This window comes from Xanthomonas hydrangeae, assembly GCF_032697525.1.
GTDB classification, from domain to species: domain Bacteria; phylum Pseudomonadota; class Gammaproteobacteria; order Xanthomonadales; family Xanthomonadaceae; genus Xanthomonas; species Xanthomonas hydrangeae.
In genome coordinates this window covers 2,749,242-2,770,994 of record NZ_CP103836.1, presented here as the reverse complement: position 1 = coordinate 2,770,994, position 21,753 = coordinate 2,749,242, and the positions used below count along the sequence as shown (strand labels likewise).

Below are 21,753 nucleotides of genomic sequence, written 5' to 3'. Positions count from 1 at the left end.
CTTTGGAGCATGTGGATCAAACCAGTCTCAGGTGCCGGTCGAAATGATCGGATATTTGGGTGATTCGCTCATGGAAATTTTCTTGTCCATCCGCCGCCAGGATGGCCAGCGCGGTGAAATCGGTGCAATGGGAACTTGGCGGACGAAAGTCACCGGGCTTGATGGTGATCTCCAACAGTTGCACCCACGGCATGCTGAACTGGTCCCAGCCCTCGGCCACCTGCACGGTCCCCATCTTGGTGTTGCGCAGTCCGATCAAACCCATCTGCGGATGGCTGTCCTTCAAACCGTCCAGCGCCATATCGCCGTGCCCTGCATCCACGAGCAGCGCGGAAAATGACATGTTGATTCCGTACTGCGCCTCGATCATGTGCACGATGCCTCCGCCACCCGGACGGATTGCGGTTTCGCAGAAGACGATCTCATCGTTATTGGAGTGGAACAGCTCCATGTGAGTGACACCGTTGCGCAGTCCCAGTGCTTCGATCACTCTGCGCGAGTATTCGAGCAGCCGTGCGTGCAGCGCACCGTCAGGCTCCATTAGACAGACGAAAGGACTGCCTCGGGTGTAGTCAATATTGCCCATTCCGGGCACGTACTGTGCGATCGCGGTGAAGCGCAACTGGCCATCAATCACGACGGAATTGGTGTGATAGAGGCAACCATCAATGTATTCCTCTACTTCAAAGGACTCCGGATTGCGGCAGCGTTGCAGCGCAGTAGAAACTGCCTCCCTACCGCGTAGGAAGGCTACTTGCCGTGACCCTTGGCCATCACGTGGTTTCATGACCACCTGATCCGCCGCATCCGCCAATTGCAATACCGCAGCGGTGTCAGCTGCTTCTGACCAATTGGGTACACGCATTCCCGCATAGCGTAGCCGTTGCTTCATGGCAACCTTATCGCGATGTAGCTTTGCCTCCTTGGGGAGCATACCTACAACTCCGAGCGCTTCACGCAGGTCAGCCACGAACTCGATGGAGTCCTCACCAAGCGTGGAAATGGAACTGATCCCCTCACGCTGGTGGTACTCCCGTGCCAGGTGTAGTGCGCGCTCATATTCCATGTACGTGATCACTTCGACCGTGACGTTCGGGCCATGATCGTGGATGGTTGGGGCATCCAGAAACAGCAGGACGCGCCCCGGAAAACGAGACAGAATTGATCGACCATGGATGTCATGGAAAACCCTCGTGTGCGGTGTGCGACCGCCGATCATCAATGCATAGGACACACAACGCTCCTTGTTGACTTAGTCAGGGGGTGGTCTTGGCGTCAGGAAATGCATGCAGCGCGACGGCGGCTACACTGCCGTCCGCTGACGCCGTCCACAGCAGGCACTTCACGGGTCGATCCTGTACCTGTGCGAATTCGATTGCGCTGACAATATTGACCATCAGCGCCACGGAGGCGGCGTGGTCGCCTTCTGCCTGAGGCGCGCGCTGCGGGCAGCCCCCCAGACGCTGGACCAGATCTGCACCTATGTCCGGCCCGATAGGATCGCCAAGCAGTAGATCTAGCGACGCAGCGTTCCAGCCCACGCGGGACAGAACCTCCTCGGCGACACCCGCCAGCTGTTCGCAAATCTCATTGCGCACACGTACGGGTCCTTTGCTCCAGAAGGGCTCCCGCCCGATGCAGGGCCGGCAGACGACGGCAAGCAGATGAGCCCGCTCGCCCGGCGCAGGTCGGGTCGGATCTGCATGCCGCAAGAGGAGTGCACCAACAGCGTCGCCATAGGCGACAAGTGGCAGAAAGGTTCCCGGGAACGTCGAGGACCATGTATCCGCCGCCGTCACCAGCAGTAGCCCTTCAGGAGCAGCCACGCCGGCATGCAGGCCAAGGAAAAGAGCAGTAGCCACGCCGCTGGTGCCTGTCTGGTCGATCGTCATGGCGCGACGAGGTTCCGACGAGCAGGCATAGGCAACGCGCAAGCACATCGACGCAAGTATCTGATCTTGCAGCGTTGCCTGGCAGTGCAGGACATCCTGGACCGGCGGGGCTTGCCCAGGTAGCGACGCGAGAAGCGCGCGTGCGTGTGCCTCTACATGTGCTCCTAAACTGGAGTGGCAGCGCTTGCTCCGCAGATGCTGCTCATACCCGGAAGCGCGCAGCAGCGCGGAACTGGGCGGCGCAGACGCCATGCCCGCCACGCAGCTCAGATGCGGAAACGGTCGCCCGCTGGCGAGGGTGGGAATGGACGGCTGTAGCGCGGCTGTGCTGGCTGCGATGATCGCCAAGCTCATGCGCCTGCTCCTTCCAACATCAGATATCCGTACGCCCCGACGTTGGATTGGCTGAAGCACATCACGCGTTGTCCCTGCTCGCTTCGCCGCAGCCCCTCGTCCGCCAGGTTGATCGCCAGGTCCGCACAGCAGGCGTGGCCACGCAGCCGTGCGTTGTCTTCGAACAGGATCTCGGTAGGCGCGTGGCGTGCCTGCAGCAATGCGCGCCAATACGGCATGTCGGCATTGGTCGGCAATAGCGCGTCCACAAGGTCGAGGCCACCGTCCGAATCACCATCTAGACCATCCAGCACTTCACCGGTATGCGCCCAGGCGGCCGAGCCGATCAACCGTCCCATAGTGGGGGTGCTGGGCCCCGGATGCAGCTTTGGATAGGTACGCAATGCGATGGTTTTTATCCAACTGCGGACCTGGGTGCGGGCAATCAGGATGGCCGAGCCTCCATCGCTCTGGATACCAGAATCCTGGCGCAGGCGATGGTCGGCATTTCCAAATACGCGGTCGCTGCTGGTGACCAGGCAGTGGCTGGCGGACGGGTCGCCCTGCAACAGACGCGCTGCCGTGTCCAATGCGGCGATGATAGAAGCGCAGGCAAGGTGACTGACAGCGAACGCCAGTTTCGGCGCCATCCCGGTACGGGCGCAGACCTCCCCGAGAAGCGAGTGCGGCGCAGCCGGCATGCTGAAATTCTGCGTGCGTGCATGGATCACGTAGGCGATACATCGGGGATCGACAGCTGACTGTTGCAGCAATCGGCTTGTAGCAGCGACCACCATGTCAGCGTCGCTCTCAATCTGCGCACTATGGAAGTAGCGACAGCCATTTCCCAGTAGCCGTTCGATGCGCGCGTCATCCACTCCCATGCGCGGTCCCCATGTGCACAGATCGTTCGGCTTGCCCGGAAGATGATAAGCGGCGTCGACGATGCCGAGCGGCACTCCGAAAGCAGCCTGGTTATGCTCATACATGCCGCAGTGCCTCCACGATGGGGGAACGCGAGGCCGAGCGTGCGGGCCACCAGCTCGACAGCACGGCTAGCATCAGCAACGACAGCGCGACACCGGCTACCAGCGCGTGGCTTTCCCAGAACGAGACGGTCAGCGGCACCGGGACGACGCGGTTCGGCGGCACCCATGTCATGCCGGAGTTGTTGACCAGCAGCGCAACGATCAACGACACCACCACGCCTGCGCCCACGCCTATCAGGCCGAGCAGTAATCCCTCCAGAAGGAACAGACGTTGCACACCCGCGGGGCGTACACCCAGCGCACGCAAGGTGCCAATTTCGTCGGTCCGCTCGATCACCGAGGTGCTCATGGTGTTGGCGATGGTGAACAGCACGATGATGCCCATCAACACTGCGATGAAACCGAAGATCGTGCGAAACATCAGCTTCACTTGGTTGTACTCCGGGAAGTACTGTGTGAAGTCGGCCGCATACATCGGCAGACCATTGTCGCGTAGCAGTTGGTTGAGCCGCTCCTTGGCCGCATGCAGGTCGTCGGTGCTATGCAGTTGAACCACGAGGAAGGTCGCCTGAGATGCTGCATCGCGGCCGTACATCAGCTGGCGCGCCAGTGCGATCGGCACCACCACATAGCTGGAATCCAGGGCCTCCAGGCCCTGGTTTTCCGCAGCCTGCAACCGGACCGTGACCACATTGGGAGCCCCTCGGTTGTTCGCCACCAATAGATCGGCCTTGGGCGTTTCTCCGATTCCGCCCCGCGCTTCTGCAGCAGTCAGGTCCAGCGTGTCTGCATCCAGCATGGGCGCGGCAAGGGCCTGCGGCATCTGCGTTGCAGGGTTACCAGCCGCCGCTCCCGCGGTGCGCACATCGGCAGCACCCGGCGCTGGTGTGGATGCCGGGCAATTGTCCACATGCAGTTGCTCGCAGTAACCAAGGATGCGGGCTAGATTGGTGCCGACGACGGCACCGTCCTGGGGGGTGCTTGCCAGCACGAAACCATCATTGGGAAGCGTGCGCAGGTTGTGCGCGTTCCATTCACGCAGGCGACGCTGGTCGTCGGGGTTGACCCCCTCCCCGCTCATCATCCGCGACACGCCAGTATCGTAACGGCTGACAAGGCCCTGGAATAACAATAGCGGTGTGGTCAGCCTGACTTGCGAGGACAGCTCCGGATCGGAGGCGATCAGCGCATCGACCCGCTGGATGTTGTCAACGCTGTACTGTGCCGAGTTGCCGAATCCATATCGCGCGTAATCACGCATCTGCACATGCAGATGGCCGGTTGTGCTCACGATGCCAGTCTCAAGCGTCGCCATGATCGCGCGGGTGAAACCACCGAAGAGCAGCAACATACTGATGCCGACCGTTAGCGCCGCCATAGTGGTGAAGGAGCGCCGCCAGTTACGACGCAGGTTGCGCCATGCGATGGCCAGATCGCTGGCCAGCATCCGAGTGGAACTGCTCATGTGCGCACAACCTTTCCGTCGTGCAGACGCACCACGCGGTCGGCGACGGCGACCACTCTCGGATCATGCGACGAAATCACGATAGCAGTCCGCGTATGCCGCTGCAGTTCGCGCATCAAGACCAGCACCGCATCGCCGTTGGCAGTGTCCAAGTTGGCCGTGGGTTCGTCGGCCAGAACGATATCCGGCTGTTTGACCAGCGCGCGGGCGATCGCGACACGTTGACGCTGGCCGCCGGACAGCTCTCCGGGCAAGTGACCCGCCTGCCCGGCAAGTCCTACCTGCTCCAGCATCCGGGTTGTCTGCCGAGCTCGATCGGGCGCGGGCAGGCCCAGAAGCCGCAGCGGATACTCGACATTTTCGTAAGCAGTCAGCACCGGTAGCAGGTTGAAATTCTGGAAGACGAAACCGATGCGTTTTGCACGCAGGTCGCTCAGTGCCACCACTCCCATTATTGCAACATCATGACCGGCGATCATCACCTGCCCGCTGTCGGCAGTGTCCAGGCACCCCATGATATTGAGCAGGGTGGACTTGCCGCTGCCGGAAGGACCACTGAGCACGGTGAGTTCGTCCGGACCGATATCCAGGTTGATATCGTCCAGTGCAGGCACATCGACTTTGCCAAGCTTGTAGCGGCGCCCCACGCCACGCAGCACGATGGACGGCGCCACCTGTGCTGTAACACAAGCTGTTGGAGTTTCGGATTGCGGCAGGGCGACAACGTTCATGCAACCTCCGTTTGCAATGGGGCCACCATTACCTGGAGTGGCGCGACGACCACCCCGGTGACGACTTGGCGTGAGAAGCGAACCGACGGCAGAACCGTGTCGAGGAAATGGCTCAGTGACGCTTGGTATCCGCTGCCTTCTGCTTGGCCTGTGAGCGCCTGGGCACGTTCGGCCGCAGCGTTCTGGACCAGCCCCCATGCGCCCAACGTGGTGCCGAACATGTCGCAGATACGGACAAAGTGCGCGCTGCACGCGTCGAGCCTGCCTTGCGTTACCTCGCTACGCACGTGCGCCATGGTGGCCGTACAGTCATCCAAAGCTTGCATGACTGCGTCGCAGGCCGAGTCGAGCAGCGGATGCCTACGACATGGCTGCAGCTCGTCCTGCACCCATCCGCGCAAGACCTGCAGCAAGCGCTCCGAGCGGCCATAAGCCAAGCCATCCCGCACCAGCATCAACGACTGGATGTAACTTGTTCCTTCCCAGATGGACAATATCTTGACATCGCGTAGGTATTGCTCGATCGGCAGGTGCTCGGTATAGCCAATGCCACCATGCACCTGCATCGCGGTCTCGCAGATTTTCCATGCCTGGTCGGCGGTCCAAGTCTTGGTGATGGGCACGAGCAGCGACGCCAGGCGTGACCAGCGATCAAGCTGCTCGCCATCGGGTGCCGGCGTGGCCTGCTCGGCCTCCTGTAGCGCACTCAGCCAAGTAACCCGACTCACCAGACTGCGGCTGGCTTCGAGCCTGCAACGCATGTCGATCAGCATACGTTTTACATCGGCATGCTCAGCGATGGGCTGGCGTGGCGCAGTAGCCACCGCGTTCTCGTGCAGGCGCCGCCCCTGTATCCGCCGCTGCGCATATTCCACGCTGTTTAAATAAGCCGTCGAGGCCAGCCCGGTTGCAAAGATGGCCGAGTTGACTCGCGCGTGTCGTACCAACGTGGCGAACTGGAGCATACCTGCATTGCGGCGGTCTCCGAGCAGCCAACCGCGAGTTGTTCCGCGATCGCCAAAGCGCAGATGCGTATTTGGGCAGCCGCGCATTCCCATCTTCCGGGTCACCTCCAGGCAACGCACGTGATTATCGACATAGCAGCCCTGTGCCTCGTCCCACCAGCGTCGCGGAACCAGATAGCAGCTGAGGAACATCGAATCAGCCTTCGCTCCCTCGGGGCGCGCCAACACGATGTACAGCGTGTTCTCGGTGAGGTCGTGGTAGCCCGCAGTGATATAAAGCTTTTCGCCCGCCACGCCCCAGATGCCGCCGCCCAGCTCGGTGGCTGCGCTGCGGATGGCCAACAGGTCCGATCCCGCCCCTGACTCCGTCGCGCAGTAGCAGGCGTCCCAGCGGAATCCTTCGAGCGGCGGCAGCAAGGCAGCTTTCTGCGAAGGCGTGCCGTGCATGCGAATCAGGCGTGTGGCTGGTGGAGTGAACCCGCCAAAACACATGAAGGCGGGATTGGCACCCATCAACAATTCCATCACCAATTGCTTGGCGGGTGCGGGGATCACACCACGAGCAGCATCGGCTGCACCGGCCTGAATGCCGAAATCTTCCCATCCGAGCCATCGCTGCCACAGCCCGTCAAAGCCATCTGGCAGCCGGACACTGCCATCCTCGTTTAGCGCGCAGCCCTGCACATCGGCGCTGCGATAGCTTTGTGCCATGTCCTCAGCGAAGGCCAGCCCTCGTTCCAGCAGCGCGTCGATGCGGTTGCGGTCCATTCGGTGGAATGGCGCCTTGCCCAGCAAGGTTTCAAGCCCCATTACATTCCATAGGTGGAAACGCAGGGACTGCAGGTCAGCGCGAAAATGCGTACTCACGCGATCGCCTCCACCGCTGCGGTAAGAGAAGGCTTACTGCGCTCCAACCACTGGGCGCGCAGCACGCCACGATCAATTTTGCCGTTGCCGTTGCGCGGCAACGCATCCATGCATACCAAGGAAGCAGGCTGCATGTATGCAGGCAACTGCTTGCGACACAAGGCTGGCAGCTGCTCCATTCCGGTAGCGGCCTGGAGTACAACGCAGGCTACGATGGTCTGGCCGAGGCGCTCGTCGGGCATACCGAAGACAGCGGCCTCCAGCACGCCCGGCATCGCGAGCAGGGCGGTTTCCACCTCGGTCGGACTTATACGATGCCCGGAGACCTTCAACATCTCGTCGGTGCGACCGATGAAATAGAGGTAGCCTTCGACATCGCGACGTACCACATCACCCGACCAGACAGCCAACTCCTGCTGATTCCAGCGATCCGTGGGTAGCGGCCAGGGCCTGAACCGCTGCGCATTGAGTTCCGGATTTCCAAGGTAGCCCAGGGTCACGAAACTTCCCCGATGCACCAGTTCTCCGGGCTCATCGGGCCCGCATTCGGTACCGTCGGGACGGACGACAAGCAACTGCGCATTGGGAACTGCGAAGCCCATGGAATCCGGATGGCGCGCCAACTGCTCAGGTGGAAGCCAGGTTGAGCGGAACGACTCAGTAAGGCCGTACATCAACACCGGGCGAGCCTGCGGGAAAATGGCTAGCACGCGATCCAAGAGTGCCTTGTTCATATGTCCACCAGTGTTGGCAACCAGCCGCACACTGTCAGCACCATCCGCCGACCAGCCAGACTCGGTAATCAAATGCCACAATGGAGGGACCGCAGTGATCACGCTTGGGCGATGCTGCTGCACTGCTCGCCGGAATTGTGCAGCTGAAAGAAACTCGTGGACAACATAGCAGGCACCTGCCGCCAGTGCCGTGGTCAGCTGGCTCAGCCCTGCGTCGAAGCTCAGCGGCAACACGCCCAATACAACGTCTTGGCTTTCCAGACCAAGGTAGTCCGCAACGCTGAGGGCGCCGGAAACGAGATTGCGCTGGCTCACCACCACACCTTTTGCCAATCCGGTGGAGCCTGATGTGTACAAAATCGCTGCCGCATCTCCATCCACGGCACCGCGCGCCCAGTCCAGTACCTGTCCAGGCGCTGGTTCTGCTTCCACCAACGCATCCATCTCCTGCCAGCGCAGATCCGGCTGGTTGCTGGTAAGGCTGAGCTGGGCAACACGGTGGGAGGTGCTGACCAGCAAGGCCGGATGGCAGTCGGTGAGAATATGCAGTACCTGTGCCTGCTTCAAGTGCGGGTTGATTGGAACGAAGACGACACCGACGGCATTGCATGCCAACAGAAGTATCAACAGCCTGCGATCCTTGTTGGCAAACACCGCGATTCGGTCGCCGCGCCGGATGCCGGCTGCGGCAAGTCCCGCTGCAACCCGCTGAACATTCTCGAGCAGAGAGCTGTAATCGGTGCTTCCGATATCGTCGGCAATTGCGGCGTTTCGCGGGTATATGCCTTCGACGAAGCGCAGCAGCTGGAACAGCGAGGTAAGGCTATTGATTCGGTAGGTCGGCTGCATTGTCGGCCCTCCATGCCACGGTGTCCTTGGTCTCGCCTTCTTCCGCGGATGCGGCCACAGTCACTACGGGTGCGGAAAGCCTGTGCACATCAACGAACATCAGCATCTTCCCCAGCATCATTTCCTTATCCTCATCAAACCCGCATTGCTTGATCTCTTCCCCCAGCTTCGGATTGACATGTGTGCCGAACAACATGTCCCAGATCGGTAGTGAGTAGTTAGAGCGATGCTTGCCGTACTCATGGTGGACGCGGTGCATCTCGGGCCGCTGGATGAAGTAGCCGAGCCAGTAAGGTGTGCGGAGGTTCGAATGGGTGAAGTAGTCGTAAAGACCTTCAATTAGGGCGAACCAGCCCACGGCTTGCCAATTCATGCCAAGCAGATACCAGCACACGAACGCGCTGAGGATGAGATTGCCCATGCCATCAACCGGATGACCGTAATACGTAGTCAACACCTCAATGCGACGCGGACTGTGATGGAGCTGATGTAATGTCCTCCACAGAAAATTATTGGTGTGCTTGAGTCGATGCCACCAGTAGAGGAAGAACTGAAATGCCAGGAAGGCAATGAAACCATTCAGTAGCGGAGGAAGGCCGCGAAGAGCATGCGTCAAGGCGTTATCACGGAACCACGGTATCCAGGTCGCCTGGCCGAGCATAAGCAGCGGTACGCCGGCAAAGCCAAGAATCAGCGCCCGCAGTACCCAGCGCTTTGAGGAGGGCTGCTCGTTCGCCGGCCAGAGCCGTTCCAGTAGCATCAGTACCAACGCAATCAACAGCATGACTCTCATTGTCAGTCTCCCTTCCTGGTCAAAATCACATCTTGCGGAACTTCGCCAATCAGCACCTCGATGCTAGCTATTGAAATACCGTCCCTTGATACGGTTCCTTCGCACATAACAACCTGTTCCCCCATCTGCCGCGTACACACATCCAGTTGCACCTGCTGATTCACATGAACTACCTGGCGAAACGCGCAGCGTCGGATGGCCATCATCACGCCTACCTTGGGTGTCGTATCCTGCTGCGCCGCTCGCGTGGCCAATACACCGGCACCGGCCAATTGCGCCACTGCTTCAACTAGGAATACGGCAGGCACTACCGCCTGCTGCGGAAAATGGCCGCGTAATCCCATCGTATCCACGTCCCAGTACGCGACTCCTGTGAAGTGCCTGTCGCCATGCGTTGTCAGACTTTGCAGGAAAAGAATTTCCCCGCGATGTGGGATGAGTGCTTCGATCTCCGTACGACTGTAGGCGATCGAAACCGATGCAACGGCAGCCGAAGGCGTCGGCCTATGTGCCACCGCAGACGAGAGAGCGTTATCTGGTAGAGCCAGCGATGTACTCATCTTCTCCATTCCATGGTCAGCAGAAAGGTGTTTGATGCCTGGAGGTCTCCATACTCTGTGGCGCGTCTGCCAAGCGGTGCGGCAACGGTTGCCAACCAGCTGAACGCGCCGCGCTGGAGGCCTGCCTGCAGCCAGAGGTAGCTGCTGTCGTCCTCCAGGCTGTAGCGGACGAAGCCCGCCAATGAGGTGCTTTCGCCAAAGGGGCGCGCCAGCGAGAGACGGCTGAAGATGTATCGGCGGGAAAGCTGCGACTGGCTGTCAGCAGCGTACTGACGAAGCCGCAGATAGCGTGCCAACGCTGCAGCATCCTGCGGCTCGCCGAGCGCTTCGAGTCGGTGACCATCTAGCGCCGTCGCGTCATAGTGGCCTTCCACCACCACCGTGTAGCGCTGGCCCAGCGCGGCGCTCATACCCGCCGCAGTGCGCGGCCGATAATGGGTTCGACCATTCGGAGATGCATAGGGCGCTAGCGGATCTAATGCTTCACTACGCGTGTCGATGTCGCGATCTCGCGTGAGCAGTAACTCGCCATAGATAACGACGTGGTTGCCCCACAGGGTGGACACGTTGCCACCAGGCTCCCAGCCAGCGCCGGGCTGATGCACCAGTACACCTTCAATCAAACTCTGCTCGCTGAGCCTTCGGCTGGCGCGGAGCATGATCCGCGTATCACTGTTGGTATTCTCAAACCGCGGCGACAGCACTCCACCCGAGTCGCGCTGCCTGAGGCCGGGAGCGGCGATCAGCGTAAGTGAGCCATCGTCATGCAGATACTGCGCTCGGACGCCCACCACACCCAAACGCATGCTTCGTAGCAGCGAAGGGTCTTCCGAAACGCGTGCGACAACGCTGTTGCTCCGGAATACATCGGTCGGATTGTAAGCATAGGCAACTCCCGTGCGGTCGTTCATACGCCCCACATCGACGAACACGCGCTGCCCCCCGTAGGCCAGGTAGGCTTCGCTCAGGGTGTAGGCCACGTCCTCGCCATGCAGTCCCGCCTGACCATTGCGATATCCGACGTCCACGCGGTTCGAGAGCACAGCCTGCCAACCGGAGTCCAGCGTCCAGCGACTGTTGTACTGACCCGAAACACGGCCTCGCCAGGGATCGGGTCTATCACCAGCGAACGTCCACGCACGCCAACGGTCGTGCCCCACAGCTGCCTCGACTAACCATTTCCCTGCAGCGCGGGTGTCGTCGGCCTGCGCTGGCGTTTCGATTGCAAGATCCAACGCAGCCATCTCCGACTGGGGAATATCGATCGCCGTTTCCTGCGCTCCCGCAACGCTTTCCCCTATAAATGGCAGCACTAAGGCGAGAGCGAAAAAGCGTAGACAGATGCGGTATGGTTTCACGATCAAGGCTGCCGGAATCGCGGCAGGAAGTCCCGCTGCATCCACGCTGCCGGCACGTCCTGCCAGGCATAGTTTGTGTAGCGCATCAGCGTCACCAGGCTCGAGTTGAGCCCATCGATGATCAGCACTTCGGAGGGGCGCAGTCTTCCCAGCGATGTCACCGGACGACGGTAGAACGCCGTCTTCAAAAGCTGACTGCTATCGCTATAAAAGCGCGCCTTGATGGGCTCGGCTGTTGTGGCGTCTTGCCAGAACTCGATCTTCGCGTATACCGCCTGCGGCGTCTTGGCCTCCAGCACAAGATGATCACATTCGCGCGGCGCCTTGGTCGCATCAATGATCGTCTCGCGGCCTGCAAGGGCGGCACTGTAATCGGTCGCCAGGCGCACGGCGAGCACATCGCCGTTGGCTGCCTGTCCCATCAAACGCTGCTGTGGCGACAGACGAAAGCTGGCCTTCGAGTCCGGATCGTAGAACCAGAGATCTTTGCCCTGGAACAGCATCAGCTTGTCCATGTCCTGAACTGGCTTGGCAAAGCGAACGATATTGCCGAAGCGGTCCTGACCGGGTTCGGCACGTGCAAAAACCTGAAGCGCCATGGTGTTGGCCTGCGCACCACTGCGATACTCAAGCAGTTCCACGTCAACACGGAACGAACGTCCGGGATTGCGTATCTCATCGCTCCTGGCGAGCAAGGCATGTGCCTGCAGCTCATCCGCTATCGCTGCACGCGGGACCAACAAAGTGATCGCGAGCGCCAAAAACGTCACCCAGCGCAATTTTTTTAGCCCTATGAGTTCATGCCGGCTCATCGACGTTCCCCAGTGCGACTGCATGGATTTCGTAGGCGCTTCTGAGATGGTGTCCCAACAGCGATAACAACATCATCGGAACAACCACTGCGACAAACGGGTTACCTCTGCATGCGTAGGCCACCGCGACTCCCGCAATGGCTGCCGCCAGCAGTAACAGTGAGTCGCGTCGTACTCGCTGAGGATCGCCGTATTGCACTGCAATGAATCCCGAGCGCGTAAACAGGATCGCCATCACACCGACCACTACCACCAATAGCATCACCGCCGCTTCGCGTAGCCGGCCGTACCACGCTAGTCCCGGCCAGTAATGGAAGAAGGACATGATGCCGCCACCCAGTAAATAGAGGTTGGTGGCCAGTACTAATCGATTGGCCGGTGATCTTCGCAGAGCGGCTGCCAACAGGTAGACACAAGCGAAGGGCGATGAAATCTGGAATGCCAGCATCCAGCGATCATCGCTGACGATGCCGTTCCATTGAGCGAAGCGCAGGAAGATCACTGCCGGTAGAAACGCCGCGGTGCCAATAAAGAAATAACGCGCCACCCGCCAGGGTGAGCTCCGCTTGAATCGGTTCCAGGCTTTCAAGTGCCACCCCTATCTGAAAATTTGAACCCTTTGCCTGCGATCAGGAAGGACAGTGCCGCCGCTATTACCAAATACCCATATAATGTCCAGGCTGGGGCGTCATGTACCGGCGCCCAGAGCGCGGCACGAATACCGCCAGCGATCTGCGTGGTAGGCAGCCACACAAGCACCCGGTCGATGCCGAACGGCAGTTCGCGCAAGGGAATTGTCAGGTCGCCCAACAGCAGCATCGGGTAATAGAGGCTGTTGGCAACCAGCTCTGCCGTCGCCGAAGAGCCGCAGCGTGCGGCCACCGCATGACCCATCGACAGAAACGCCACGACGCCGAGCGACAGGATCACGACCGTGTCGAGGATCCTCATCGGAGATACCCGTACTCCCATGTCGAGTAACAGGTGGCCCAGAATCAGAAAGGTCAGCGCGGCCACAACCAGCACCGCACCACGCGTACCCAACACAGCGCATAGCCACGCGCGCGGATGAATCGGCCATACCGCAGGAAGGCAGAGGATGCCCTGCTCGCGCTGCCCGATAAGCATCAGCGCTACTGACAGCAACCCACCTGAAAGCAACATCAGCACGAGCACACCCGAAAACAGGAAGCGGCGATAAGCCTGCGTTTCGCTCTCTTCGCGCACTCCGCTCACCAGTGGCGCAGCACTTATAGCGTGCTGGCCCAGCGCCTGGTCGCGCAGCAGGTTCTGCACGGCCTGCTCCAACGCGGTTGTGGCACCTGGCACTAGGCGACCGGCGATATCCAGACGGACCTGCAGGGTGGGTACCCCGCTCGCCAGCGCCCGAACCGTCTCCACTGAAAGTCGGGGCCGCGCTTTTCCAGTTCCTGGCACGACGAATGCGTAATCTGAACGTGTGTAATGAACCAACTCATCACGCAGGTACGTCGCCAGCGCTGCACCTTCGGAAGTGCCACTGTTGTCGACGACCTCCACCCCGATGCGTCCACCGCCACTTAATGCAAGACCGAGCGTGAAGAACAGCAGTAACGGAAACAGGAACACCCAGAACAACGCGGTTCGATTGCGCAGCAGTACGCGCAGCTCGTTGCGGACGAGCACCCTCCAGATTGCTGGCAGCCCGCTGATGCCACCCTCGGCTGGTGTGCTCAGACCATGCATGGAGCACGCTCCTGTTCGTGAGCAAGCACCACAGGGCGAGACCCTAGACGAACCAGATCTGTCACGCTGGTGCGGGTATGTTCCCAGGAACGGACGTCCTGGGTTGGGCATGAAGCTAGCACTCGTTGCACGATGTCTCCCTCGCCGCACAGGGTGAGCTGAAGGTCATCGAGATGCTGCCAGCATCGCAGACCCGCAATTTCGGAAAGCACGGAACGTGCCTGGACCAAACGCTCCATCCGGTGAAAACGCAGACATACCAGCTCGGCGCCTGCGTGACGCGACACCAGCGCAGCACCCGTTCCACGATCAAGCAGAGCGCCGTCCTGCAACCATGCAATCTCATTCACCAGTGAAAGTTCTTCTTCCTTATGGCCTACAACCATCAAGACGGTCTCTGGCGAAAGATCTTCATTGACGAAGCGCAGCAACGCTTCACAGAAGCGCCGGTCAAGCCCTGTCATGGGCTCGTCCAGAACCACGATGTCCGGGCTGTGCGCCAGCGCCATGTAAAGCTCCATCCGCTGACGCTGACCACGCGAAAGCAACCCGCCCCGAAGCCCGCGTAACTCGTTGATCTGCAGCACGCTCATAAGGCGCTCGCTACCACGTCCATACAGGGCCAGATGCAGATCCAGCAGCTCATTCACAGTGACGTGGCGGGAGAAGCGTGTGCTCTGCAGCTGGCAACCCATGCGGCGGCGCAGGGCTGGTTGGCGGATCGCAGCTGGAAGTGCGACCCCGAAGAGGTGCCCCCGCATGCAGGTCGTATCGCGCATTCCGATGACTGACTCCAACAGCGTTGTCTTGCCACATCCGTTACGCCCGACGATGCCCAGGCGCGCGCCTGGCAGAAGTTCAAGGCGCTCCAACGACAGGGTGAAGCTGCCTTGATGCACGCTAAGAAGCTCAAGATCCAGAAGCGCTGCAGATCCTGCACCGCTCTGGCGCTTGCCACACAGACCCGTATTCACGGTGCAGCCCGCAAGTAACTGCGTGCGGATGGCAACATAAGGAAGTCGCGCATGGTGTAAGTGCTGTTGTAGGCGCCGCAGTCCGGGAACACACTGATATCGCCTACCGACGGTGGTGCCACGGCCGCCTGATCCCTGCCGATCACGTCCTGTCGATTGCAACTGCTTCCAACGTAATGGACATCAACCGGCGCCGGCCCAGGCAGTGCAGGGGTTGCACGTAACAGCATCGGTAGACCATGGCGGCGCAGCATGCCTTCGGTAGAGGCAAGCAGGAAGTTCTGTGCCATGCCGCCATCACAGACTGCAATTCGACGCTCACCAAGCGCTTTGACTGCAACGACACGAGTCAGGAAGGCGCCTGCGCGACCAAAGATTCCGCGCCCCGCCTCGTGTAACAAGCACGTGTCTGGAAACAGGTCTTCAACCAGACGCCGATAGGCTGCGATGCACGACAGATCCTTCTCCCAGTCCGTCGCAAACCCGCCGCCAAGATTGATCTCTGCCAGCATTTGGGGGATTGACGTCTGCAACTCATCAACCGCGCGACGTACATTGCGTGCATGGGCCTGCCCGTCGCGTGCAAAGGTGTTGGCCCCGCCAAACGAATGCACGCCTACTACCGTTATTTGCGAATGTGAGAGGATGGACGCTGCCTCGCGCGCCTGTATCACGTCCATGCCGAAATGATCATGCATCGTGGTACCGGCACTCGCACTGATTGCTCCGGCATTCAGCCGAAGCAGCGCACGGGGCCGCCGCTGTCCCACGTCCATCGCAGCCAGTGTCCGTGCCTGCTCGACGCTGTCGATGATGAAATCGCATCCAGAAATCAACGCGGCGCGCATGAAGTCAGTGTCCATGGCTGGGTTGTTGACGTAGCGATGCTGCGCAATACGTCCAGTCACCACGCCGAGCTCACCGATGCTCGCTAACTCAACACCATCGACGAATGCATGCCCGCACCGCACCAGCAAATCCACAAGGCTATTAGCCTTGAACGAGACCACTAGCCGCGTGCCAAGCGCATCGCGCAGGGCGGTATAGCGCCGGACAGCCACCGCCGGATCAAACAGGTAGGCCGGAGTGGCAAGCTTATCCGCTTCGTTCTGATCCACAGGCCTCATCTGCAGCCCCTCAACGTCCAGCCCGCTACTGTTCGGTGTAGGCATCAGCTGACGGCTCACCACGCAATCATTCATCACGCGCACTCCAGTGCATCAATAGCCGCCGGGCTCAGGCGGGACAAGATGGCGTTTTTCTCTTCGATAAAAGCGGAGGCAAAAGAGGTGCCACCAAGAATGGCAGGCAGTGGGTCGTGCGTATCAACGGTTGACTGCAGCAGAACGGTAAGACTGTTGTCGCCGAACTCATGCAGATCGCGACGGATGCGCGAACGGATCTGCACCGTACGCAGCGCACCCTGTCTCGCCCACCAGACTGCCTGCGGCGCAGTGTCGTCGGTGACAAGCACCCCCTCCTCTAGCAGCCCGCGCGGCAGCGCTACGCCCAGCGGGCGACTGATCTCCACCAGGACTGGAGCATCAATGTCCAGATGCTGCCGGAGCTGCGCGATGACGTCGATCAGCAATCGGTAGTACTGAAAATAACCCACCAACACGGGAGCAGGCAGCAACGATCTTGCAAAGCCGTCGACCGCTTGGTAGTCGGAAAGGCTCCGGTACGGCAAGAGCACGGCGTCTGCTTCCGCCGGCTCCGGATAAGGGCTACGCACCAGACGTTGTCGCCATACATGCAGATCGGTCATGGCAGGGAGACCTCCAGGCGCGCATCAGCAGCGACAGTAATCGTGCTGATGGCGTGGTACCCGTTAAGTGCAAGTGAGCCAACAACATAGCGTGCCGTCTGGCCGTGGTGACCTAGGCCGAGTCCGATCCAGGGATCGGCACCAAAGCAATGACCGAATTGAACGTGGTGCTCGCGCAGCACCTCGACACCACGCAAGGTCTTCCGGAACGCAGCGCTGGTGGCCTCCGGAAAAAATGGGGGGGACACGACGCACGTCAGGGCAGCAGCACGCGAGCGCAGGCGGGAGCCGAACTTGAGCATGGAGACCGACAGCGGGGCTACGTCTATGGCGATGTCGGAGTCCAGTCCCTTGGCGTCAACCACGACATCCAGATTGAGAATGCCGAACTGCGCATTGCCATAGGTTCGGGTGCGCCACGCAGCTTCGATACCATGAATGTCACAGTCAACCACCTGCATGAGCAGCCGCCGGCGCAAGCCAGTTCTGCGCGAACGATCAAGGCCCTCGCGTAGCAAGAAGGCCCAGTTGGTACACTCATAGACGTTCACCGCCGCATCCACTGGTCGCTTTGCGTGCCGGCCAATTTCGGCTTTGTACTCGCGGCCCGTGCTGTCCGGATCGGAAAGATAGTGCGAGCCAAGCGTGGAACCGATGAAGTAGTCATCTGCAACTTCAGTACTCTCTGCCTCAAACGCGGCCGCTGCCGCACCAACACGCATAGCCAGATCCCCCGCTGCGTGTGCCGGATCAACGTCTACATTCACAAATGGCGTTGGCAGCGGCGCGTAGTGCAGGCGCTGCAGGACGATTGCCGCGGCGGGAAGGGAGGACATGCGTCGTGCGCCTCAGGCGACCACAGGGACGGTCAACGCCGTCAGCTGACGGTCAAGCCCCTCCAGCGTGGTGAAGTTATTGATCTCGATTTTCTCGGGATCAAAGGCGCCATACAGCGACTCGCAGAATACGATCATCTCGATGATATTGATCGAGTCCACACCGAGCTCGGTCAGACTGACATCGACCGGGCAGCGCTCCGAATCAGTAATCTTTTCCAGCTCGCGGGCAAGCAGTTCCAGGGTGGTGCGCTCAGTGGTTTCCATTACGTCATGCCTCCAGATAGGTGTCGATAACTGCTGTTTCTGAACCATCGAATGCGACCAGCTCGTCGCGCGCTACTTGCTGAGCGCAGGCGACCCGCTGGATCTTTCGGGATGTAGTACGGGGAATAGCACCTTTGCTGACGAACATCACCGCGTTGGCACCGAATCCGAATCGCCTGCGTAGTAGCGTCTGCAGCTCTTGACGAAGTCGTGGCAGAGCGTGGTAGCTCTCCGGCTCCACCACCAGAACCAGCCGTTCGGTGCCCAAAACGGCATCAGGCACGGCAACGGCCGCCACCCTGCCGGCATCGACCAGTGGATGCTCTACCGCACATTCCTCGAACTCATGTGGGTAATAATTTCGACCACGCAGGATGATCAACTCCTTGCTGCGCCCCAATACATACAGTTCCCCCTCGCGCAGATAGCCAAGGTCTCCAGTATCGTAATAACCATTCCTTACTACCTTGGACGTCTCTTCCGGCGCGTTGTAATAGCCTTCCATCATGCAGACACTGCGCACGTGTATCTGGCCTGCACAACCGTCTACAACCGAATGTCCGTCCTCGTCCAGGATGACGATGCTCGTGGACGGAAGTGGCCTTCCCATGCTCAGCACGGTATCGCTCGACGCTCTTGCTTCATGGTTTTGGATGTCGCGACCAATGTTGCTTCCGAGCGGATCGCTTTTGTCGCGCGTGGGCACCGTGATGGCGAGGGTTAATTCAGCCGCGCCATAGCAGGGATAGAACGCGTCACCCCGGAAGCCGTGCGGGGCAAACGTGCGCGCAAAGGCCTCAAGGGTCTCCACATGAACGCGCTCTGCGCCAACCACCAGTGCGCGCAGACAACCCAAGTCCACGCCCTCCATCAACTGCGGCCGATAGCGGCGTACACAGTAGGCAAGCGCGAAGTTGGGAACCGCCGAGGTAGTCGCACGCTGGCGAGCCAGCTGTCGCAGCCACCCGAGCGGATTTCGGATGAAATCTTCAGGCGGCTGTAGTACAAGATCACAGTTGTGATATAGCGCGGACACCAACGAGATAAGCCCCATGTCATGAAACAGGGGAAGCCACAGCACGCCGCGATCCCTGCTTAGGTCTGCCTCGCCGGCTCTTGCAGTCAAAGCGACGTTGGCGATGGTGCTTCGGTGGCTTAACGCCGCCGCTTTGGGAACGCCGGTAGATCCGGAAGTCAACTGAAGATGCAGCAGATCGCCTGCAAGTGGCCGATGTACGTCGCTCCAATCCAGCGGCGATGCATCTGGAAGATCTTCGATTGCTATCGAAGCAACGCCTGCAAACGCCGGTATCGTGTTGTGGGCGACCGCTGGCGTGGTCAACAGTAGAACAGGACGTAGTGCACCAGCGGCTGCCTGCATATGACGCGCGAACGGCGTCGTACCCTGTTCCGCGCCGGGAATGGCGCATGGCAGAGCGCCGCAGAGCACGCAACCAATCCAGGCATCGAGGAATTGCTGGCTGGTCGGGATCGCGATGAATACAACATCACCGATTCGAATGCCATGAGCACGTAGTCGAGCCGCCAGCATCAACGCCTCCTGCACCGCGGTGGTGAAACTGCGGCGCTCCACTGCTTCTGGCCCGCCACGTTCGCGCACGATGCTCAGGCTGGCGCTCGACGGTCGACTACCGTCGACATACGAGCGCAATACATCGACCAATGTCAGCATATCCATCCATGGCTCGATCATCATCCGTCCCTTCCAGCTTCGTGCGTTGCTATCAGCGACACGTTCGTGCCACCGAAGGCGAATGAGTTGGACATCACCGCCGACAGGCCCGGTATCTCCACCGGACCGCCAGCCACGTAGTCCAGGTCAAGCGCTGGATCCGGCTCGCGCAGGTAGGCAGTGGGCGGCACCACACCCTGATGCAACGCCTTGACCGCAATACCGAACTCTAGAGTGCCGCCCGCACCGATGACGTGGCCGTGCATAGCTTTGGTGGAACTGATCCTCAAGCGTTGCGCATGTTCCCCGAAGACCTGCTTAATCGCGGTGGTCTCACTCAGGTCACCTGCCTGGGTCGCCGTGCCGTGCGCATTGATATAGCCGATCCGTTCCGGCGCTAAACGTGACTCCTTGAGGGCCATCGCAATCGCACGGGCTTGTCCGTGGCTGTCCGGCATCGTGATGTGGGTGGCGTCACTAGAGATGCCATAGCCTGCAAGGGTCGCGTAAGGCGCGCGCCCTCGCTTGCGCGCGCGCTCACGTGTCTCCAGCACCATGGCAGCGGCGCCTTCCCCGAGTACAAAGCCGCGCCTGTCCCGCGAGAATGGCCGGCAGCTTGCTGCAATGTCTTGCGCATCGCCAGGTGCCATGACGCGTAATGCATGCCAAGCAAGATAAGGACCCGCAGCGAGCATCGCCTCAGTCCCAACGACGACTGCCGATTCTACGTAACCATGTCGGATCGCGCGCCAAGCCTCTCCCACTGCCACGGCAGAAGATGCGCACGCAACACTGTATGTCTGCGTTGGTCCCTTTAGGCCGTTGAATATGGATATCCACGAAGCTGCAGCATTGGGCATCGTGTTAGTTACGGTAAACGGGTGGACAACTGTCGGATCGCCCGTCTCGCCATTAATCTTGAACAGGCGGTGATAAAAGCGGGTATAGACGGACTCAAGTGTCGTAGCGCCGCCCAGACCGATACCACAATAGACACCGGCATTAGCGCGTTGGTCTTCATCAAGCTCCAATCCACTATCTGTCATTGCCTCTCGGGAAGCGACCAGCGCAAGCTGAGTAGCGCGATCGAATCCACGCTCTGCCGGTGCAAGCAGACTGCTGAAGTCTCGGTCAATATGTGCTGTGATCGCGGCAGGATGCCATTTGCAGAGCTCCGGCGATGCCTGCCGAATTGCCCCTTCCCCACGCAGACAGCGATTGAAGGTCTCCTGCATGGAATCACCTAGCGAGGTGAATGCACCCAGTCCCGTGATCACAACGTCCCGGACCATCGATCAAACCTGCGCAGGTGCGGTCCCGGCGCTAACCGCGCTCGCGATCGTTTCCGCTGGCGGAATTTCCGCAGCTTTGCGCTCAATCAGCTCTGCAACCATCGCGTGCAGCTCTTGCAAAGTCAGATCTTTAAGCTGCAGCGGATCATCGATATGCACCGCATATTTTTCTTCAATATCGAATAGGAGTTCGACTACCCCAAGGGAATCGATATTTAGTGAATCCAGGCGCACATCCGGGTCGGCGAGCGATTCCGCTGGCACACCCGCATAGTTTGCAATAAATGAATTTATGATTGTTCCAATGTCTTCGCTCATTACTCACTCCTTCCGACTGGAAAAATGGCAAAAGAAATCATGGGCGGCCACAGCCACCTTTATTTAATTCAGCTATCTAGAAAAAAAAACAGCAATTCCCAGGCACCCCCGGAAAAGTTATTTATAATTTCATATCCCGGAAACCATGCACCTGGCGCTTTAGATCCTCGCCGGACCTGCATACAGGGCAAGCCCGCCTCCCAATCAAGGATCGGCAGCATTTAATCAGGGGGATACTCGCAGCTATCGATTAGTTTCAGACTGCCATAATCGAGCTCAACTGTACGCCAGTGAGGCATAGCGCTCTCGACCACCAACACATTACTCTTGTACGACATATCCATGTCACTCCGTGAGTCCGTTTACTGATAGTTAATACAAATGATCTCTATGTCAAGGGCTTTTTCGCGGGACGGAGTTGGCGAGGACGCAAGCGTTACCCGCAGCCTTGGAAGAACCCAATTTTTTTCAATTTATGGGCCCACCTGTAAGCGTTTGCAATCGGACACAACAACTACGCTCGGCACGAAAT

The 21,753-nt window shown here is 59.8% G+C and carries 21 protein-coding genes; all 21 read right to left on the bottom strand.

Translation table 11 applies throughout. The features are described from left to right. Window positions 1-16 precede the first annotated feature (16 nt). From NYR97_RS11660 to NYR97_RS11560, 21 genes are read right to left on the bottom strand one after another with little or no spacing between them, the layout of a single operon-like run. Window positions 17-1,234 carry an ATP-grasp domain-containing protein gene (locus tag NYR97_RS11660; protein WP_316693174.1) on the bottom strand — a complete coding sequence of 406 codons (1,218 nt, stop codon included), beginning with the start codon at window positions 1,232-1,234 and terminating at the stop codon, window positions 17-19. Window positions 1,235-1,256: 22 nt separating this feature from the next. Next, window positions 1,257-2,246 (bottom strand): hypothetical protein, encoded by a 990-nt coding sequence (locus NYR97_RS11655; RefSeq protein WP_316693172.1) that lies wholly within the window; start codon window positions 2,244-2,246, stop codon window positions 1,257-1,259. Next, window positions 2,243-3,214, bottom strand: a complete 972-nt coding sequence (locus NYR97_RS11650; protein WP_316693170.1) for a beta-ketoacyl-[acyl-carrier-protein] synthase family protein — start codon at window positions 3,212-3,214, stop codon at window positions 2,243-2,245. The genes NYR97_RS11655 and NYR97_RS11650 overlap by 4 nt, the downstream gene beginning before the upstream one ends. Continuing rightward, on the bottom strand, window positions 3,207-4,679 hold the full coding sequence (locus NYR97_RS11645; RefSeq protein ID WP_316693168.1) for an ABC transporter permease: 1,473 nt from the start codon (window positions 4,677-4,679) through the stop codon (window positions 3,207-3,209). Before NYR97_RS11645 ends, NYR97_RS11650 begins: the two co-directional genes overlap by 8 nt. Continuing rightward, on the bottom strand, window positions 4,676-5,410 hold the full coding sequence (locus NYR97_RS11640; protein WP_316693166.1) for an ABC transporter ATP-binding protein: 735 nt from the start codon (window positions 5,408-5,410) through the stop codon (window positions 4,676-4,678). Before NYR97_RS11640 ends, NYR97_RS11645 begins: the two co-directional genes overlap by 4 nt. Then, the gene (locus NYR97_RS11635) at window positions 5,407-7,185 is read right to left on the bottom strand and encodes an acyl-CoA dehydrogenase family protein (RefSeq protein WP_316693164.1); all 1,779 of its coding nucleotides are present in this window, start codon (window positions 7,183-7,185) and stop codon (window positions 5,407-5,409) included. Before NYR97_RS11635 ends, NYR97_RS11640 begins: the two co-directional genes overlap by 4 nt. A gap of 53 nt (window positions 7,186-7,238) precedes the next feature. Further along, window positions 7,239-8,825 (bottom strand): AMP-binding protein, encoded by a 1,587-nt coding sequence (locus tag NYR97_RS11630; RefSeq protein ID WP_316693161.1) that lies wholly within the window; start codon window positions 8,823-8,825, stop codon window positions 7,239-7,241. Further along, entirely contained in the window at window positions 8,800-9,618 is an 819-nt protein-coding gene (locus NYR97_RS11625; protein WP_316693160.1) for a sterol desaturase family protein, read from the bottom strand. Before NYR97_RS11625 ends, NYR97_RS11630 begins: the two co-directional genes overlap by 26 nt. Window positions 9,619-9,620: 2 nt before the next feature. Further along, a complete protein-coding gene (locus NYR97_RS11620) occupies window positions 9,621-10,178 on the bottom strand; it encodes a 3-hydroxyacyl-ACP dehydratase FabZ family protein (RefSeq protein ID WP_316693158.1) in 558 nt (185 codons plus the stop codon). Further along, window positions 10,175-11,536: a hypothetical protein gene (locus tag NYR97_RS11615; RefSeq protein WP_316693156.1), complete on the bottom strand. Its 1,362-nt coding sequence runs from the start codon at window positions 11,534-11,536 to the stop codon at window positions 10,175-10,177. The genes NYR97_RS11620 and NYR97_RS11615 overlap by 4 nt, the downstream gene beginning before the upstream one ends. A gap of 2 nt (window positions 11,537-11,538) precedes the next feature. Further along, the gene (locus tag NYR97_RS11610; protein ID WP_316693154.1) at window positions 11,539-12,348 is read right to left on the bottom strand and encodes an outer membrane lipoprotein-sorting protein; all 810 of its coding nucleotides are present in this window, start codon (window positions 12,346-12,348) and stop codon (window positions 11,539-11,541) included. After that, complete coding sequence (locus NYR97_RS11605; RefSeq protein WP_316693152.1) at window positions 12,335-12,937, bottom strand: hypothetical protein; 603 nt, start codon at window positions 12,935-12,937, stop codon at window positions 12,335-12,337. The genes NYR97_RS11610 and NYR97_RS11605 overlap by 14 nt, the downstream gene beginning before the upstream one ends. Next, on the bottom strand, window positions 12,934-14,073 hold the full coding sequence (locus NYR97_RS11600; protein ID WP_316693151.1) for an ABC transporter permease: 1,140 nt from the start codon (window positions 14,071-14,073) through the stop codon (window positions 12,934-12,936). The genes NYR97_RS11605 and NYR97_RS11600 overlap by 4 nt, the downstream gene beginning before the upstream one ends. Next, window positions 14,061-15,047 (bottom strand): ATP-binding cassette domain-containing protein, encoded by a 987-nt coding sequence (locus tag NYR97_RS11595; protein ID WP_316693149.1) that lies wholly within the window; start codon window positions 15,045-15,047, stop codon window positions 14,061-14,063. The genes NYR97_RS11600 and NYR97_RS11595 overlap by 13 nt, the downstream gene beginning before the upstream one ends. Next, complete coding sequence (locus tag NYR97_RS11590; protein ID WP_316693147.1) at window positions 15,044-16,234, bottom strand: type III PLP-dependent enzyme domain-containing protein; 1,191 nt, start codon at window positions 16,232-16,234, stop codon at window positions 15,044-15,046. The genes NYR97_RS11595 and NYR97_RS11590 overlap by 4 nt, the downstream gene beginning before the upstream one ends. A gap of 14 nt (window positions 16,235-16,248) precedes the next feature. Beyond that, entirely contained in the window at window positions 16,249-16,815 is a 567-nt protein-coding gene (locus NYR97_RS11585) for a hypothetical protein (RefSeq protein ID WP_316693144.1), read from the bottom strand. Further along, entirely contained in the window at window positions 16,812-17,651 is an 840-nt protein-coding gene (locus NYR97_RS11580) for a hypothetical protein (RefSeq protein WP_316693143.1), read from the bottom strand. The genes NYR97_RS11585 and NYR97_RS11580 overlap by 4 nt, the downstream gene beginning before the upstream one ends. Window positions 17,652-17,663: 12 nt before the next feature. Beyond that, window positions 17,664-17,918, bottom strand: a complete 255-nt coding sequence (locus tag NYR97_RS11575) for a phosphopantetheine-binding protein (RefSeq protein ID WP_316693141.1) — start codon at window positions 17,916-17,918, stop codon at window positions 17,664-17,666. A 4-nt stretch (window positions 17,919-17,922) separates the two neighbouring features. Then, entirely contained in the window at window positions 17,923-19,635 is a 1,713-nt protein-coding gene (locus NYR97_RS11570; protein WP_316693140.1) for an AMP-binding protein, read from the bottom strand. Then, window positions 19,632-20,903 carry a beta-ketoacyl-[acyl-carrier-protein] synthase family protein gene (locus tag NYR97_RS11565; protein ID WP_425612989.1) on the bottom strand — a complete coding sequence of 424 codons (1,272 nt, stop codon included), beginning with the start codon at window positions 20,901-20,903 and terminating at the stop codon, window positions 19,632-19,634. Before NYR97_RS11565 ends, NYR97_RS11570 begins: the two co-directional genes overlap by 4 nt. 3 nt (window positions 20,904-20,906) lie before the next feature. Continuing rightward, window positions 20,907-21,221 carry an acyl carrier protein gene (locus NYR97_RS11560; RefSeq protein ID WP_316693138.1) on the bottom strand — a complete coding sequence of 105 codons (315 nt, stop codon included), beginning with the start codon at window positions 21,219-21,221 and terminating at the stop codon, window positions 20,907-20,909. Window positions 21,222-21,753: the final 532 nt, after the last annotated feature.

Excerpts from the sequence above, each read along its gene's own strand:
- NYR97_RS11655 (WP_316693172.1), bottom strand. The coding sequence starts at position 2,246 with ATGAGCTTGGCGATCATCGCAGCCAGCACAGCCGCGCTACAGCCGTCC.
- NYR97_RS11650 (WP_316693170.1), bottom strand. The coding sequence starts at position 3,214 with ATGTATGAGCATAACCAGGCTGCTTTCGGAGTGCCGCTCGGCATCGTC.
- NYR97_RS11645 (WP_316693168.1), bottom strand. The coding sequence starts at position 4,679 with ATGAGCAGTTCCACTCGGATGCTGGCCAGCGATCTGGCCATCGCATGG.
- NYR97_RS11640 (WP_316693166.1), bottom strand. The coding sequence starts at position 5,410 with ATGAACGTTGTCGCCCTGCCGCAATCCGAAACTCCAACAGCTTGTGTT.
- NYR97_RS11635 (WP_316693164.1), bottom strand. The coding sequence starts at position 7,185 with ATGGGGCTTGAAACCTTGCTGGGCAAGGCGCCATTCCACCGAATGGAC.
- NYR97_RS11630 (WP_316693161.1), bottom strand. The coding sequence starts at position 8,825 with ATGCAGCCGACCTACCGAATCAATAGCCTTACCTCGCTGTTCCAGCTG.
- NYR97_RS11625 (WP_316693160.1), bottom strand. The coding sequence starts at position 9,618 with ATGAGAGTCATGCTGTTGATTGCGTTGGTACTGATGCTACTGGAACGG.
- NYR97_RS11620 (WP_316693158.1), bottom strand. The coding sequence starts at position 10,178 with ATGAGTACATCGCTGGCTCTACCAGATAACGCTCTCTCGTCTGCGGTG.
- NYR97_RS11610 (WP_316693154.1), bottom strand. The coding sequence starts at position 12,348 with ATGAGCCGGCATGAACTCATAGGGCTAAAAAAATTGCGCTGGGTGACG.
- NYR97_RS11600 (WP_316693151.1), bottom strand. The coding sequence starts at position 14,073 with ATGCATGGTCTGAGCACACCAGCCGAGGGTGGCATCAGCGGGCTGCCA.
- NYR97_RS11585 (WP_316693144.1), bottom strand. The coding sequence starts at position 16,815 with ATGACCGATCTGCATGTATGGCGACAACGTCTGGTGCGTAGCCCTTAT.
- NYR97_RS11580 (WP_316693143.1), bottom strand. The coding sequence starts at position 17,651 with ATGTCCTCCCTTCCCGCCGCGGCAATCGTCCTGCAGCGCCTGCACTAC.
- NYR97_RS11575 (WP_316693141.1), bottom strand. The coding sequence starts at position 17,918 with ATGGAAACCACTGAGCGCACCACCCTGGAACTGCTTGCCCGCGAGCTG.
- NYR97_RS11570 (WP_316693140.1), bottom strand. The coding sequence starts at position 19,635 with ATGATGATCGAGCCATGGATGGATATGCTGACATTGGTCGATGTATTG.
- NYR97_RS11565 (WP_425612989.1), bottom strand. The coding sequence starts at position 20,903 with ATGGTCCGGGACGTTGTGATCACGGGACTGGGTGCATTCACCTCGCTA.
- NYR97_RS11560 (WP_316693138.1), bottom strand. The coding sequence starts at position 21,221 with ATGAGCGAAGACATTGGAACAATCATAAATTCATTTATTGCAAACTAT.